14 protein-coding genes are annotated in these 15,903 nt (G+C 67.6%); 5 read left to right on the top strand and 9 right to left on the bottom strand.

All coding sequences use genetic code 11. The features are described 5' to 3' along the window. Window positions 1-85: 85 nt before the first annotated feature. Complete coding sequence (locus tag NVU01S_RS31455) at window positions 86-898, bottom strand: SDR family NAD(P)-dependent oxidoreductase (protein WP_043676050.1); 813 nt, start codon at window positions 896-898, stop codon at window positions 86-88. Between the two features lie 215 nt (window positions 899-1,113). Here NVU01S_RS31455 and NVU01S_RS31460 point away from each other — a divergent pair, with 215 nt between their 5' ends. Beyond that, window positions 1,114-1,737 carry a TetR/AcrR family transcriptional regulator gene (locus NVU01S_RS31460; protein ID WP_043676047.1) on the top strand — a complete coding sequence of 208 codons (624 nt, stop codon included), beginning with the start codon at window positions 1,114-1,116 and terminating at the stop codon, window positions 1,735-1,737. An 8-nt stretch (window positions 1,738-1,745) separates the two neighbouring features. Here the strand turns inward: NVU01S_RS31460 and NVU01S_RS31465 are convergent, their stop codons facing one another. Next, window positions 1,746-3,518: an Eco57I restriction-modification methylase domain-containing protein gene (locus NVU01S_RS31465; RefSeq protein WP_043676045.1), complete on the bottom strand. Its 1,773-nt coding sequence runs from the start codon at window positions 3,516-3,518 to the stop codon at window positions 1,746-1,748. A 172-nt stretch (window positions 3,519-3,690) separates the two neighbouring features. Between NVU01S_RS31465 and NVU01S_RS31470 the strand changes: the two genes are divergently transcribed. Then, window positions 3,691-4,386 (top strand): nitroreductase, encoded by a 696-nt coding sequence (locus NVU01S_RS31470; protein WP_043676043.1) that lies wholly within the window; start codon window positions 3,691-3,693, stop codon window positions 4,384-4,386. Here NVU01S_RS31470 and NVU01S_RS31475 read toward each other — a convergent pair. From NVU01S_RS31475 to aceE, 7 genes are all read right to left on the bottom strand, one after another. Beyond that, window positions 4,359-4,850, bottom strand: coding sequence for a winged helix-turn-helix transcriptional regulator (locus NVU01S_RS31475; RefSeq protein WP_052280956.1), 492 nt, complete (start codon window positions 4,848-4,850; stop codon window positions 4,359-4,361). The genes NVU01S_RS31470 and NVU01S_RS31475 overlap by 28 nt on opposite strands. Window positions 4,851-5,287: 437 nt before the next feature. Further along, window positions 5,288-6,721: an acyl-CoA carboxylase subunit beta gene (locus NVU01S_RS31480; RefSeq protein WP_042254867.1), complete on the bottom strand. Its 1,434-nt coding sequence runs from the start codon at window positions 6,719-6,721 to the stop codon at window positions 5,288-5,290. A gap of 126 nt (window positions 6,722-6,847) precedes the next feature. After that, window positions 6,848-8,098: a KasA/KasB family beta-ketoacyl-ACP synthase gene (locus tag NVU01S_RS31485; protein WP_014982997.1), complete on the bottom strand. Its 1,251-nt coding sequence runs from the start codon at window positions 8,096-8,098 to the stop codon at window positions 6,848-6,850. A 10-nt stretch (window positions 8,099-8,108) separates the two neighbouring features. Continuing rightward, window positions 8,109-8,408, bottom strand: a complete 300-nt coding sequence (gene acpM / locus NVU01S_RS31490; RefSeq protein WP_014982996.1) for a meromycolate extension acyl carrier protein AcpM — start codon at window positions 8,406-8,408, stop codon at window positions 8,109-8,111. Between the two features lie 120 nt (window positions 8,409-8,528). Then, window positions 8,529-9,443 carry an ACP S-malonyltransferase gene (locus tag NVU01S_RS31495; protein WP_043676039.1) on the bottom strand — a complete coding sequence of 305 codons (915 nt, stop codon included), beginning with the start codon at window positions 9,441-9,443 and terminating at the stop codon, window positions 8,529-8,531. A 127-nt stretch (window positions 9,444-9,570) separates the two neighbouring features. Continuing rightward, window positions 9,571-10,905 (bottom strand): PucR family transcriptional regulator, encoded by a 1,335-nt coding sequence (locus tag NVU01S_RS31500; RefSeq protein WP_014982994.1) that lies wholly within the window; start codon window positions 10,903-10,905, stop codon window positions 9,571-9,573. Window positions 10,906-10,916: 11 nt separating this feature from the next. Beyond that, window positions 10,917-13,826 carry a pyruvate dehydrogenase (acetyl-transferring), homodimeric type gene (aceE, locus tag NVU01S_RS31505; RefSeq protein ID WP_043676031.1) on the bottom strand — a complete coding sequence of 970 codons (2,910 nt, stop codon included), beginning with the start codon at window positions 13,824-13,826 and terminating at the stop codon, window positions 10,917-10,919. Between the two features lie 385 nt (window positions 13,827-14,211). Here aceE and NVU01S_RS31510 point away from each other — a divergent pair, with 385 nt between their 5' ends. From NVU01S_RS31510 to NVU01S_RS31520, 3 genes are all read left to right on the top strand, one after another. Beyond that, a complete protein-coding gene (locus NVU01S_RS31510; protein ID WP_036561873.1) occupies window positions 14,212-14,769 on the top strand; it encodes an Rv2240c family protein in 558 nt (185 codons plus the stop codon). A gap of 115 nt (window positions 14,770-14,884) precedes the next feature. Next, window positions 14,885-15,307, top strand: a complete 423-nt coding sequence (locus NVU01S_RS31515) for a DUF3052 domain-containing protein (RefSeq protein WP_014982991.1) — start codon at window positions 14,885-14,887, stop codon at window positions 15,305-15,307. Between the two features lie 75 nt (window positions 15,308-15,382). Beyond that, entirely contained in the window at window positions 15,383-15,847 is a 465-nt protein-coding gene (locus NVU01S_RS31520; RefSeq protein WP_014982990.1) for a peroxiredoxin, read from the top strand. Window positions 15,848-15,903: the final 56 nt, after the last annotated feature.

The following is a 15,903-nucleotide window of genomic DNA, read 5'->3' on the forward strand; positions in this document are numbered from 1 at the left end:
TCGCGTCCGATTATTCTTCGTCACGAGATGTGTTCGACCAGTTGCCATTTCGTCTATCCGTTCCTGCCTGCGCCGGGGCGCGCGGTCAGGAACGAAATACCATGTCCAATACCCGTTCGTGATACGAGCCGGTGATCCGTGTGACCAGATCCACAAGCAGGGCGTCCAGTCCGACGAGCACCTTCGCCTCACCGCGCGCGGCTCCGCGCAGAATCGTCCGCGCGGCCGCCGCCGGACCGGTCCGCGCGACCCGCTCCTCGAAGCGCCGGGCCACCGCGGCCGCGTCGATCCCCGGCGCGACCCGTGCCGACCGGGCGATCGAGGTGAGCACGCCACCGGGATACACCCCGGTGACCCGGACCACACCGCCCGCCGCGCGCATGTCCTGCCGCAGCGAGTCGGTGAAGCCGCGCACGGCGAACTTCGCCGCGTTGTACGGCCCGTGCTGCGCCACCCCGACCAGTCCGAAGGCCGAGGACATGTTCACCACGTGCGCCCGCTCCGCGGCCTGCAGGTAGGGCAGAAAAGCCTTGGTGCCGTTGACGACTCCCCAGAAATCCACGTCCATCACCTGTTCGAAGTCCCGGAACGGTGATTCGGCGACGCCGCCGACGTGCAGGATCCCGGCATTGTTGAACAGCGCCTCGACCCGGCCGAAGTGCGCGACCGTCGCCGCCGCGTGCGCGAGCACCGCCGCGCGGTCCGTGACGTCCAGGGTGGTCACCAGTGGTTCGGAATGCAGCGCGGCGCAGAGCTTTCCGGTCTCGGCGACGGCCTGCGCCGACTTGTCCGAGAGCGCGAGCAACGCGCCGTCCCCGGCCAGCGCCAGGGCCAATTCGCGGCCGATGCCCGCGCCCGCCCCCGTGATCGCCACCACCCGGTTCGCGAAATATGCCACGGCGCAACCTCTTCCGGCCCATCCAGCATCCAAGGTGGATATCCACAGGGTAATCACTCGAAGCTGGACATGCGACCGATAAGACAGAACACCCCCTGGTTCGGCCATCCCCGACCACGCCGACACCGGCCGATGAAATAATGAATGGCCCTCACCCGCACCGTCGCGATGCCGTCCGCTCGCCCCGGCGTCCGCGCGAATCGACTGGAGACCAGATGCCCACTGTCCCGCCCATGCTGCAGCGCATCCTGGAGAAGCCCGTCGCCGACGGCGAGAAGCTCCTGGAAAGCGCGCTCTCGGCCTTCCTGGACTTCGGCATCAAACGGACCAGCATGGGCGAGATCGCCCGCCGCGCCGGCATCAGCCCCGCCACCCTGTACCGCCGCTTCGAATCGAAGAACGACCTGGTCGAGGCCGTGAGCGTGCGGGAAGCCCAGCACTTCGTCGAAATGATCGACAAGCAGGTGCAGGCCGTCTCCGGCAGCGAAGACCAGCTGGTGGAGATCTTCGTCGCGTTCATCACCGCGATCGCGAACAACGAGCTGCTGCGCCGCCTGCTGCGCACCGAACCCGACCTGATCCTGCCCCGCCTCACCACCGACGCGGGCCCCATCCTCGCCGTCGGCCGCGGCTACCTGGCCGACAAACTGCGCGAACTGCGCGACACCGAAGGCACCCACGATTTCGACGCCGACCTCGTCGCCGAGATCATGGCCCGCCTGGCCCTGTCCCTGGCCCTCACCCCCGACGGCCTGATCCCCGTCGCCGATCGCGACGCCGCCCGCGAGTTCGCGCGCCGCACGCTGCTTCCCATGGTGGGCGTCCACCTCACCCGCTGAGCATCGCGTCAGCGGAATGCGGCGGCCACCCGATCGTTCAGTTCGGCGCGGGTTGCCGGGTCTGCGCACCGGCCCTCGGTGAGGTCTCGGGCCACCGCGATGATCGCCGCGGCGTGCGGGGAAGCCGGATCCGGTAGGGGTAGGCGCGAGACGTACTGGGTGATCCAGCGGCGGCGACCGGAGTAGAGGCGGTTGCCGCACACGGTGTCGTAGAAGCGCAGGCCGAGGGCGGAATTGGCCACGCCCATCAGCAGATACCCGAGCTGCTCGGCCTCGGCGAGGTCGCGGGCCAGATCCGGTAGGGACAGCCAGTAGCAATCACCGTTGACCACCGCGCCAGAACGGTCCAGGGCGAAACGCGGGCGGTCACTGATATCCGGGAAGACGACCTTCGGTTGCCGCCACAGTTGCGGACGCTGCGGCACCCAGATCTCGAACCACTCCCGGCCGGTCGCACCGACGTAGCGGCGAGCGGTGAGTATGTCCTTGTGGTTGCGTAGATATTCAGCGGCACAGGGGTATTCGTCGAGATCGATCGGGGTGCGGCGGGCCAGCGTCAGATCGTAGGGGTAGAGCACACGGGTGTCCTGGGCCCGGGTGATCCGCCACGGCTCCAGATCGTTGTGCGTGATCAGGTCCAGCAGCAGGTCCGCTTCGGGGACCGGCTCGGCCTCGGCCCACCGGTCCGAGATGAACACCCGATCGGCGGTTGTCTTGATACCCACCCGGATTCGCGCGACCTCGCCGAAAGTCTTCCAGGTCGCGGCGTCGATGGCGGCGAGCCACGCGTCCACGCGCGCATTGGACATGCGCCAGGCGGTATCCGGTGTCGGGAGATGCGGCGGCGCTCGGTGTCTCGCCCCGGATTCGGTGTCGACCGGCGGATCGGCTCCGGGCGCTCGTGGCCGAATCGCCAAGTCGCCGTTCGCCTTCGGCCCGCCTACGGGTTCGCCGGTCACCAGGGTGCCGATCTCCACCGCGAACTGCCGTCCCTCGTGGGTGACCAGACAACCGGTCTCGCCGACCATAGCCTCGAAAAGACCGGTCTCCGTGGCGATGCCGCCGCTGTCCACCTCGTACGCCGACACATAGCGGCACGTATCGGGATTCGTGCCACGCGTCGCGATGGTGATCGCCGGCAGCACCGCGGCTTCGAACAGCTTGGTGTCGCCGAGGTCGTACAGCTCGACCGGCGCCAGTTCGGCGAGCAGCAGCCGCCGGATGTTCGCCCCCGCCCTGGTCGTCAAAAACCGGTTGGCACTGAGCAATCCGAGCACGCCGCCGGGGCGCAACAGTCTGGGCAGGGTCGCCACGAACGGATGCGTCAGATCGATCCGCCCGCGCAACCCGAACTGCTTGCTCAGCAGCTGGGCGGTCGCACCGCCGAGTTGCTGGGTCCGCACGTACGGCGGGTTCGTGATCACCGCGTCGAACGAGCCCGCCGCCAGCTCGGCCGCGACCGTCAAGAAGTCGCCCACCTGCCAGTCGACGGCGATCCCCGCCGCGGCCGCCCGTGCCCGCGCCACCCGCAACGCCGCCGGATCGAGGTCGTATCCGGTCAGCTCGATCCGGGTACCCGGTAGTCGTTCGGCCGCCTCGGACCGCAGCGCGAACAGCAGCTCGCCGTCCCCGCAGGCGGGATCGAGCACGCGCAGCACCCCGGCGGGCGGCGGCACGACGTGCGCGAGCAGCCGCGTGGCCAGGAAACGCGCCAGCACGGGCGGCGTGTAGTGCCTGCCGTGCCGTTTGCGATCCCGCGCGCCGCGGGCCTCGGACGCCATGCGTGGATTCTGCCCTTTTCGGGCGTCCCATTCGGCGTAATCCGCGCACTGCGAGCACAGCGTTGAATACCGGCTTCCTAGGCAGTACGAGCACCGTGGTGCCGAGGCATTCCAAGATCGTCCGGCCGATGCTAGCGTTTGGTCTCATAATGGGACCAAATGAGGAGATGGCATGACAACGGCCGAGGTGGACACCCAGGAATTCGCCACGCTGACCCGACTGCTCGACGAGCGCTGGACCTGCCGGCAGTTCCTGGCCGAGCCGGTGCCGCGCGACGTCATCGAACAACTGCTGCGCCTGTCTCAGCGGACGGCGTCCTGGTGCAACACCCAGCCGTGGCAGCTGGTGCTGACCGCGGGCGCGGGCACCGACCGCTTCCGCGCGGCACTGCTCGAACACGTCCGAACCGCCACTCCTGAACCGGATTTCGCGTTCCCCGCACAGTACGCCGGGGTGTACCGGGATCGTCGGCGCGCGTGCGGCTTTCAGCTCTACGACAGCGTCGGGATCGCAAAAGGCGAGCACGAGAAGACAATGCGGCAGACACTGCGCAACTTCGAACTGTTCGATGCCCCGCACGTCGCGATCGTGACGACCGAGGCGGATCTCGGCGTCTACGGCGCCGTCGACTGCGGCCTCTACCTCGGCAACTTCCTGCTCGGCGCGCAGAGCCTCGGACTCGGTGCGGCACCGCAGGCCGCGCTGGCCTCGTACGCGCCGTTCATCCGGGAGTACTTCGATATACCCGACCACCGCCGGGTGGTCGCCGGAATCTCGTTCGGTTACCCGGACACCGCGCACCCGGTCAACGGCTTCCGTACCGCGCGCGAGGGCATCGATCAGGTGGCGACCTGGTTCACCGACTGATCGGCGTCGATCTCGGGCCCGAGCAGTCCGGGCCCGGGTTCGGGGGTCACGTCGCGGGCGGTCACCGCGTCGCCGCACACGTCACATTCGAGGTTTGCGTGCACCTCACCGGTGCACTCGCGGTGCGCGTAACGCACCGGCGGGCCGTCCGGCGCCATATAGGTGTCGCCCCAGTCCCGGATGGCCATCAGGATCGGGTAGATATCGTGGCCCTTCTGCGTGAGCCGGTATTCCTCGTGCGCGCCGACCGCGGCCTTCCGCTTCACCAGGATCTCGTGCTCGATCAGCCGATCGAGGCGATCCTGCAACCGGCTGCGGGAAATGCCGAGCGCACTCTGGAACGCGTTGAATCGCCGCACCCCGGAGAACGCGAACTTCAGGATCAGCAACGTCCAGCGGTCGCCGAAGATCACGAGCGGCCGCGTGATCGAGCACGGCACGTCGGCAAGCTCCTCATAACGCACCTTTAGATGCTACCGACCACACGCACACACCCTTTCCACGTTCCCGCACCAGTTCCAACGCCTCGCACCCGCTGCGGCATGTGAGAGCGGGTGCGGGGAGTCAGTACCCGTGCGAGAAACGGGTGCGGCGCGGCGCGGCGCGACACAGCGCGGTACGACTACGGCGCGGTGCGGGCGCAGCGCGACACGACGCGGGGCAGCACGGCGCGGGGCAACACGGCGAGGCGCGGTGCGGTACGACACGGCGCAGCGCGACACGACGCGGGGCAACACGGCGCGGGGCAACACGGCGAGGCGCGGTGCGGCGAGGCGCGGTGCGGCGCGGTGCAATGTGGCTCGGAGGCCAGCGCGCGCGGAACCGTTACGGCGGAGGCGAAGTCCGGCCCCGTACAACGCAACTGGGCCCCGGACGTACCGGGGCCCAGTGACGCGGTCGTTTACAGCGGGATGTTCTTCAACCTGCTCGGCCGCGACGGTGCGGCGGCCAGTGCGGCGGCGATGATGCTGCGGGTCTTGGCCGGGTCGATCACCTGGTCCACCACGCCGATCGCGATGGCGCGTTCGACGCCGCCGGCGATGCGCTCGTGCTCGGCGGTGAGCCGCTCGTGCAGCGCTTCCCGCTCGTCCTCGGGGGCGGCGGCCAGCGCCTTCTTGTGCAGGATGCCGACGGCCGCCTTGGCGCCCATCACCGCGACCTCGGAGCCGGGCCACGCGTAGACGGCGGTCGCGCCCAGCGAGCGCGCGTTCATCGCGATGTAGGCGCCGCCGTAGATCTTGCGCGTCACCAGCGTGACGCGCGGGACGCGCGCCTCGGCGAACGCGTGCAGCAGCTTGGCGCCGCGGCGCACCACGCCTTCCCACTCCTGGCCGACGCCGGGCAGATAGCCGGGCACGTCGGTGACGACGATGAGCGGAATGCCGAACGAGTTGCACAGCCGTACGAAACGCGCTGCCTTCTCGGCGCTTTCGGAGTTGAGGCAGCCGCCGAGGCGGATCGGGTTGTTCGCGAGCACGCCGACGGTGCGCCCGCTCAACCGGCCCAGACCGGTGACGATGCTGCGCGCGTAGCCCGCCTGCAACTCCTCGAACGAGCTTTCGCCGTCGACGTTGTCGAGCAGTTCGTGGATGATCGGCTTCACGTCGTAGGCGCGCTTGGGCGATTCCGGCAGCATCGCTTTGAGGTCGACGTCGCCGTGCGCGGCCGCCACCAGATCGAATTCACCCTGCTCGGCGAACATCGACACCAGTCGCCGCGCGCGATGCACCGCGTCGGCCTCGTCGTCGGCGACGATATGGGTGACGCCGGACTTCTTGCCGTGCGTCTGCGGGCCGCCGAGGGTGGCCATATCGACCTGCTCGCCGGTTACGCTGCGCACCACGTCGGGTCCGGTGACGAAGATGCGGCCCTCGGGCGCCATGATCACGATGTCGGTGAGCGCGGGACCGTAGGCGGCGCCGCCCGCGGCGAAGCCGACCACCACCGAAATCTGCGGTACCAGGCCGGAGGCACGCACCATGGCCTCGAAGACCAGGCCGACCGCGTGCAGGGCCTCGACGCCCTCGGCCAGCCGGGCGCCGCCGGAATGCCAGATGCCGACGACGGGAACGCCGGAATCGATGGCGGTGTCGATCGCGTCGACGATGTGCTTGCAGCCCTCGACGCCCATCGCGCCACCCATCACGGTGGCGTCGGAGCAGTAGGCCACGGTGCGTACGCCGTCGACCTCGCCGATCGCGGCGAGCACGCCGGACTTGTCGCGCGGGTGCAGCGGAAGCAGCGTGCCGGGATCGAAGAAGCGCTGCAGCCGACCCAGCGGATCCCGCGGATCGGTCGATGTCGCCTGGTGCAACGCGGAAGCCATGGTTGTCATCGCGTTCTTCCCTCAACCTTCAGGAAAAGGCCGCGCAAGCGGCTGCAAAATGGCAATCCCGGCGGGATCTGGCCGTCGAAGCGGCAGATCCCGCCGGGATCGTTCGAGCAGTCTCAGTCGATGCGGCTAGGCCCGACCGAAGGCGAGCGCGACATTGTGCCCACCGAAACCGAAGGAGTTGTTGATCGCGTACTCGATCTCCTGCCGGCGCGCCTCGCCGTGCACCACGTCCAGATCGATGGCCGGGTCCTGGTTCTCCAGGTTCAGCGTCGGCGGGACGATGCCGTCCCGGATGCTGAGCACGGTCAGCACGGACTCGAGTGCGCCGACGGCGCCGATCGAGTGGCCCAGTGCGGACTTCGGGGCGTACACCGAAGCGTGCTTGCCGACGGCCAAGCTGATCGCGTTGGCCTCGGCGGTGTCGCCGATCGGTGTCGCGGTGGCGTGCGCGTTGACGTGGGTGATGTCCTTGGCGGTCAGACCCGCGGTCTGCATCGCCCGCTTCATCGCCCGTGCGGCGCCGACGCCGTCCGGGGCGGGGGCAACCAGGTGGAAGCCGTCCGAGGTGATACCGGCACCGAGCAGGCGAGCGTGGATGGTGGCCCCACGCGCCTTGGCGTGCTCTTCGGTCTCGATGACCATCAGGGCGCCCGCCTCACCGAAGACGAAACCGTCGCGGTCCTTGTCGAACGGACGCGAGGCACCCTTCGGGTCGTCGTTGCGGGTGCTCATGGCGCGCATCATGCTGAACGCCGCGATCGGCACCGAGTCGATGTAACCCTCGACACCACCGGTGACGACCATGTCCGCATCGCCCATGACGATCATCCGCCATGCGTTGGCGATGGCCTCGGAGCCAGACGAGCATGCCGAGACCGGAGTGACCACTCCTGCCCTGGCCTTCAATTCGAGGCCGACAACGGCCGAAGGACCGTTCGGCATGACCATCTGCACAGCCAACGGCGAAATCTTGCGATAGCCACCGTTCTTCAGCTTGTCCACCGAGTCGATGAGGGCGTCGCCGCCACCCAACCCGGTTCCGATGGCCACACCCAGCCGTTCCGGGTCGACCTCCGGGCTGCCCGCGTTACGCCAGACTTCGCGACCGAGCACGGTCGCGAGCTGCTCGACGTACGCCATGCGCCGGCACTCGACTCGGGTGAGCAGGGTCTCGGGCCGGACCTTCAGGTGACCGCCGATGCGGACCGGAAGGTCGTATTCCTCGACGAAGGAATCCTCGAGAACGTCGATACCGCTCTCGCCGTTGAGGAGTCCCTTCCACGTCGCATCGACGTCACCCGCGATCGACGTGGTCGCCGCCAGGCTAGTGACGACGACGTTGGGGAAATTCCCGTTCAAGGTGGAAGGAGTGGTCACAGTGTCGGCCCTACTCGGCGTCGAACTTGGCCTTGAGCTCCGCGGCCGCGTCAGCGTTCTCGGCCTCGAGCTTCTGGATGTAGGCGACCGCGTCGCCGACCGTCTTCAGGCTGGCCAGATCCTCGTCCGGGATCTTCACGCCGTACTTGTCCTCGGTCTGCACCGCAATCTCGACCATGGACAGCGAGTCGATGTCCAGGTCATCGACGAAGGACTTCTCGATCGTCACCTCGGAGGGTTCGATACCCGTCACCTCTTCGATGATCTTGCCGAGTTCCTCGACGATTTGTTCCTGGGTCAGAGCGGCCACTTCGTGGCTCCCTTCTTGTTCTTTGTAGGGCTCGTACCTGTTTTTTTCGGATCGAGGCGGGCGATGGTTACGTCCGCTCGATCACAACCGTGCATACCGATGCATGGCTGCCGGAAAAAGCTAGCCGGAGATGCTCACCCCGGCCAACGCGGGGAGGTCTTCGGGGGTCTTCAGGGCCAGTGTGCGCGTGCCCTTCAGCTCCCGCTTCGCGATACCGACAAGGGTGCCCGCCGGCGGCAACTCCGCCACCATGGAAACCTCTGCCTGCCTTACGGTTTCGGTGCACAGATCCCAACGGACGGGCCTGGTGACCTGGGCCGCGAGCTTGTTGATCGCGTCACGTCCCGAGCTGACCGGCTGACCGTCGAAGTTCGACAGCAGCAGCCGCGTCGGCTCGTTCGGCACGATCTGCGATATGGCATCGGTCACAGCGTCCTGCGCCGAAGCCATGAACTCGGTGTGGAACGCACCCGCGACGGGCAGCGCGCGAATCCGCGCCTTCTCCGGCGGGTTCGCGGCCAGTTCCGCCAGTGCGTCCAGCCGACCCGCGGCGACGATCTGCCCGGCCGCGTTGCGGTTGGCCGGAATCAGGTCGAGTTCCGCGAGTCGTGCGAGCACGGTGGCCTCATCGCCACCGAGCACCGCGGACATGCCGGTCGGCTCCAACGCGCACGCCTTGGCCATTTCCGCTCCGCGGATGGCGGCCAGTTTCACCGCGTCGTCGGGCGAGATGACCCCGGCGACCGCGGCGGCGGCGAGTTCGCCGACCGAGTGTCCGGCGACGATGGTAGCGGCCGGAAGTGAATCCGTGGGGATTTGCGTGTACGCGAGCAACGCGGCGGCCACGACCAGTGGCTGCGTCACGGCGGTATCCGTGATTTCCTCGGCCGTCGCCGTGGTGCCGAGGCGGACCAGGTCCAGGCCTGCGGCCATGGACCAGAGAGTGAGCCGGTCATGCGCGCCAGGGAGGTCGAGCCAAGGCGCGAGCATGCCGGGAGTCTGGGACCCCTGTCCAGGGGCGAACAACGCGATCACTCCCTAAGAGAACACTGTGAGGCACCCCGCAGGAGATGTCGACGCGAATGAAGCTTGCCGCCGGGTTTTGTGGGACTCCCACAAAACGGCATGTGGGCTGTTCGGATCGAACAACCCACGATTTCCGTTACAGCCCCTCGTTGCCCAGGGCGAGATGAGTGGCCTCTGGGGTAGGTGTTGACGATTCGTTACGGGTTCGTGTCAAACGACCCACTGTGGCGGCGATTCTGAGCACATACGCGTCCCGCGGATTCATCGGATCACGACCCGTGATTTCGGCGATCCGTTTGAGGCGGTAGCGAACGGTATTTGGATGGACGTACAACTGACGGGCACAAGTCTCGACAGCGCCACCACAATCCAGATAGGCCTCGAGGGTGTCCGCCAGCGCCGATCCCGCCGCGGCCAACGGAAGGACAAGATACTCGTTCAACGCCTCGACCGCAGCTCGATCGCCGAGCAATGCGCGTTCGGGCAGCAATTCGGTCGCATGCACCGGGCGTGGCGCACCGCGCCAGCCCACCACGGCCTCCATCCCGGCCAGCGCTTCGACCGCGCTGGCGTGCGCGGCGCCCAGCGTGCGGGTGGTCGGGCCGATCACCACGGGACCGTCGGAGAAGACCTCGGCGAGCAGATCCGCGAGGAACGGGGATATATAGGACGACTCACCCAGGTGCCCACTCACCACCATCACCAAACGGGTGCCCTGCACCACGGCCAGCGCCGCGCGGCCGTGCCGGGCCGCGATCGCGTGCACCGACCCCACCGACGACATGCCGTGCTCCGGTGGCGGGGTACCCACCAGCACGGTCGCGGGCGCGGTGGCATCCCAGTTCAGCGTCGCGGCCCGGGACAGCATGTCCGGGCCGGTGTCGCCGCGCACCACCGCGTCGACCACCAGCGCTTCCAGCCTGGTGTCCCACGCGCCCCGGGATTCGGCGGCACTCGCGTACACCGAGGCGGCCGCGAAACCGAGCTCACGCCCGTATCGCAGCACCGCCTCGGTCAACGCGACCAGCTGCCGGTCGTTGCGCGCGAGCGCGGGCAGCCACTGTTCGAAGAACTCCATGGCCACCCGGACCATGTCCACGGTCTGGCGCAGCGTGAGCCGCCGCGCCAGATCCTGCGGGATCACCTGGAACGCATCGAGGCTGAACCGGATATCGCTGTCCGGGTCCTGCAACCACTCCAGGAAGTTCACCACCGCGGTCTGCACCAGCATCTGGACGCCGGCGCGCTGCGCGGCGTCCAGATCGGCGAAGAACGGCAACCGATCCTGCATCGACCCGACCGCCTCGGTGGAGAGGCGTCCGGAGAACTGCTTCACCCGTTTGAGCAGCGTGTCCGGCAGCGGGTCGCGGGTTTGCCGGTTCGGGGAGAGCGCGCCCGTCGGCAGATACACCTCGTGCTCGGACGAGCCCTCGGAGATCCGGCGCGGCCGCGGCGGTTTACGGTCCACCATTCAATCGTCCGCTACTCGCCGTCCCCGTCGGAACTCGACGCGTTCTTCGGCGCGGCGTCGACGTCATCGATGCGGTATTTCGCGGCCGCCTCGATCACCTTCGCCGGGTCGATCTTGCCGGCCTTGGCCAGCCCCGACAGCGCGGCCACCACGATCGACTGCGCGTCGACGTTGAACACGCGCCGCGCCGCGGCCCTGGTGTCGGAGAAGCCGAAACCGTCGGTGCCCAGCGTGATGAACTCGCCCGGCACCCACTTGCGCACCTGGTCCGGCACCGCGCGCATCCAGTCGGTCGCGGCCACGTACGGACCCTCGGCCCGCGAGAGCGCCTCCGTGACATAGGGCACACCGTGATCTTCGTCCGGGAAACGCAGTGCGGCGATCTCCTTCTGCAACGCCTCCTTGCGCAGCTCGCCCCACGAGGTGGCGGACCAGACGTCGGCCTGCACACCCCAGTCCTCGGCGAGCAGCGCCTGCGCGCGCAGACCGTCCGGCACCGTCACGCCGGACACCAGGATCTGGGCGCGCACGTCGCCCGCTCCCCCGCGCTGGTACAGGTAGAGGCCCTTGAGCAGGCCCTCGACATCCACGTCGGCGGGCTCGGCCGGCTGCTGGTACGGCTCGTTGTAGAGGGTGATGTAGTAGAAGACGTCCTCGCCGCCGAAGCCGCCGTCGGCCTTGCGCGTATCCGTGCCGGGCACCGCGTACGGGAGCGGTTCCGGTGCGCCGCCGCCATACATCCGGCGCAGACCGTCGCGCACGATGTGCGCGATCTCGAAGGCGAAGGCCGGGTCGTAGGTGACCACGGCCGGATTGGTCGAGGCGAGCAGCAGCGAGTGACCGTCGTTGTGCTGCAGGCCCTCACCGGTCAGCGTGGTTCGCCCGGCGGTTGCTCCGAGCACGAATCCGCGCGCGAGCTGATCCGCCGCGGCCCACAGCCCGTCGCCGGTGCGCTGGAAACCGAACATCGAATAGAAGATGTACAGCGGGATCATCGGCTCGCCGTGCGTCGCGTACGCGGTGCCCGCCGCGGTGAACGACGCGGTCGAACCGGCCTCGTTGATGCCCTCGTGCAGGATCTGCCCGACCGAGCTCTCTTTGTAGGCAAGCATCAATTCCGCGTCGACCGATGTGTACAACTGCCCGTTGCGGTTGTAGATCTTCAACGAAGGGAACCACGAGTCCATGCCGAAGGTCCGGGCCTCGTCGGGGATGATCGGCACGATCCGCTTGCCGATCTCCTTGTCCCGCAACAGCTCCTTCATCAGCCGCACGAGCGCCATGGTGGTCGCCACGTTCTGCTTGCCGGAGCCCTTGCGCACCGACTTGTACGCCTCGTCACCGGGGAGTTGCAGCGGCTTTGCTGTGGTGCGACGCTCGGGCAGATAACCGCCGAGCGCCTTGCGGCGATCCAGCATGTACTGGATCTCCCGCGCCTCCATGCCCGGGTGATAGTACGGCGGCAGGTACGGATCTTTCTCCAATTCCGCGTCGCTGATCGGAATTCGCTGCAGATCGCGGAAGTCCTTGAGGTCCTGCAACGTCAGCTTCTTCATCTGGTGCGTGGCGTTGCGGCCCTCGAAGTGCTTGCCGAGGGTGTAGCCCTTGATGGTCTTGGCCAGGATCACCGTCGGCTGACCCTTGTGCGCCATCGCGGCCGCGTAGGCGGCGTACACCTTGCGATAGTCGTGGCCGCCGCGCTTGAGGTTCCAGATGTCCTGATCGGACAGATCCTGCACCAGCGCCTTGGTGCGCGGGTCCCGGCCGAAGAAGTGGTCGCGCACGTATGCGCCGTCGTTGGCCTTGTAGGTCTGGTAATCGCCGTCGGCCGTGGTGTTCATCAAATTCACCAGTGCGCCATCGCGATCCGCGCCGAGCAGCGCGTCCCACTCGCGGCCCCAGATCACCTTGATGACGTTCCAGCCGGCGCCACGGAAGAACGACTCCAGCTCCTGGATGATCTTGCCGTTGCCGCGCACCGGGCCGTCCAGCCGCTGCAGGTTGCAGTTGACCACGAAGGTCAGGTTGTCCAGGCCCTCCAGCGCCGCGACGTGCGCCAGGCCGCGCGACTCCGGCTCGTCCATCTCACCGTCGCCGAGGAACGCCCACACGTGCTGATCGGAGGTGTCCTTGATGCCGCGGTCGTGCAGGTAGTGGTTGAACCGCGCCTGATAGATGGCGTTCATCGGGCCCAGGCCCATCGACACGGTCGGGAACTCCCAGAAGTCCGACATCAGCCGCGGGTGCGGGTACGACGGCAGCCCGTGGCCGGGGCCGCCGTGGCTGTACTCCTGCCGGAAGCCGTCGAGCCGGTCGGTACCGAGCCGGCCCTCGAGGAAGGCGCGCGCGTAGATACCCGGCGAGGCGTGACCCTGGATGAAGATCGAATCGCCGCCGCCGGAGTGGTCCTTGCCGCGGAAGAAGTGGTTGAAGCCGACCTCGTACAACGCCGCCGAGGACGCGTAGGTCGAAATGTGGCCGCCCACACCGATTCCGGGGCGCTGGGCGCGATGCACCATGATCGCGGCATTCCAGCGGATCCAGGCGCGGAAGCGCCGCTCCACCTCTTCGTCGCCGGGGAACCACGGCTCGTTCTCGGTGGGGATCGTGTTGACGTAGTCGGTGGAAGTCAAGGCGGGGATGGCGACACGCCGTTCACCGGCCCGCTCCAACAGGCGGAGCATGAGGTAACGCGCTCGGCCCGGGCCCTCCCGGTCGAGCATTTCATCGAACGACTCGAGCCATTCGCTGGTTTCCTCCGGGTCGATGTCCGGTAGGTAGGACGCCACCCCTTCGCGGATTACCCGCACCCGTCCAGCCGGAGCTGACGATCCGTTCGGATCGCGGCCTGCGGCGGGAGCGGGGGCGGCATCGGATCCAGCGGATTGCGCTGGAGCGGAAGAGTGGATCAGGTCGGTCAAATCTGCTCCTCGTACAGGGGTGGACATGCGGATGGCGTCGGTATCCCCGAGTGGCGTCGCGTGGGTCTGCGTACCACTCGTTCTACGAAAGGTTCGGGCGCACCCTCCATCCTTGCCGATGGTGTGCCCCAGGTCATCATGTCAGCAGGAACTCCAGTACCGTGCGCTGGGCAACATTGCGTGCGCTTCGCAGACGCTCGGCTCCATGCTGCCCAGGGGCGCTGCGTCTTTGGTTCACTCGCTACGCTCGCTCATGGCTGCACCTCGCCGGCGCTCGGCTCCGCCGCGCCCGGGGGCGCTGCGTCTTCGATACGCTCGCGGCGCTCATTCATGCGCCCGGGCCGCTGTAGTTTTTCGACGTGATCAGACCTGACCGGGAGGACGAGTGAGAACGCTGGACCCACGCCGATTCGGACTGATCTGCGCCACCGGGGCAGTGGCGGTCGGACTGGTCGTCGCGGGTTGCGGCAACCGAGTCCACGGTACGCCCAATCCCAACACCGCGGATCTGGCCGCCTACAAGACCGAGGCGGCCGCCTCCTCGGCCGCCGCGACCTCCTCCAAACGGGCTGCCGCGCAGACCAAAGCGATCGGCGACAACTGCGCCCAGTTCCCCACCACCACCGGCGTCGGCGTGTCCAAATACAACGAGTTCATCGACGCGCACGACGCCAACGCCGGCGACTACGCCGCCAAACGCGAGCTTGCCGCGTCAACCCTCGATGACGCCGCGAACAAGGTGGAGACCGGGATCAGCACCGCCAAGGACGCCATGCCCGCCGATCTGGCTGCCAAATTCACCGACTACGTCAACGCCGCCCGCGCGCTGTCGGCCGAAACCCGCAAGATGACCTACACCGCGCCGGTCGGCCCGCTCAACGACGCGAGCAGGCGGGTCAACGACGCGCGAAACGCCGTCCGCGACGCCTGCCCGAAACGCTGAAGCGCACATCTTCTCGCGACATTCCGGGCCTATTTCTGTCGATCGGCTTGCGCTGAGAGCCATAACCATGTTCGCTTGCAACTACCTATTGTCGGGAGTTGAGGAGGACACCACCGTGGTCGCCGCGGCGGACGCGCAGAACTACGCTCAGAAGCTTGGCATTACACACGGCATGGTTGTCCAGGAATTGGGCTGGGACGATGACGTCGACGACGACCTGCGGGCCGACGTCGAGGAGTCGATCGGCAGCGAGCTCGTCGATGAGGATTCCGACGAAGTAATCGACGTCGTGCTGCTGTGGTGGCGCGATGGCGACGGTGACCTGGTCGACGCCCTGATGGATGCGATCGGACCACTCGCCGACGAAGGCTTCGTCTGGGTACTCACGCCCAAGACCGGACATCCGGGCCATGTGGAACCGAGCGAAATCGCTGAATCCGCACCGACCGCCGGTCTGACTCAGACTTCGGCGATCAGCTTGGGAACCTGGGCGGGCAGCCGCCTGGTGCAACCGAAGGCGCCCTCGAAGCAGCGCTGACCCACCTTTCGCTATGGTGTCGCCGGGCGGTGAACGCGCCGCCCGGCGGAAAACCGACACGATGGAGGATTTGCGATGCCGCTCGAAGTTGGCACTGTCGCGCCGGATTTCACGCTCAAGGACCAGAACAACCAGGACGTCAGCCTGTCCGACTACCGCGGCAAGAAGAACGTGCTCATCGTCTTCTACCCGCTCGCCTTCACCGGCATCTGCCAAGGTGAACTGTGCAAGGTGCGCGACGAGCTGCCCAAGTTCCAGAATGACAACGCGGAGATCCTCGCGATCTCCGTCGGCCCGCCGCCCACCCACAAGATCTGGGCCGCCGAACAGGGCTACACCTTCCCCCTGCTGTCCGACTTCTGGCCGCACGGCGCCGTAGCCCAGGCCTACGACGTCTTCAACCAGAAATCCGGCTACCCCAATCGCGGCACCTTCGTCGTAGACCGCGAAGGTCGCATCCGCTTCGCCGAAATGAACGCCCCCGGCGAACCTCGCGACCAGGCAGCCTGGGAGAAAGCCCTCGCCGCCCTGGACTCCTGACCCTTCCATAAAAGGGCCCTGACCAGTCGGCTTGGGATAACCCCCACCCCCACGCT

Origin of the sequence: Nocardia vulneris (assembly GCF_001613425.1) — a bacterium.
Classification (GTDB): Bacteria; Actinomycetota; Actinomycetes; order Mycobacteriales; family Mycobacteriaceae; genus Nocardia; species Nocardia vulneris.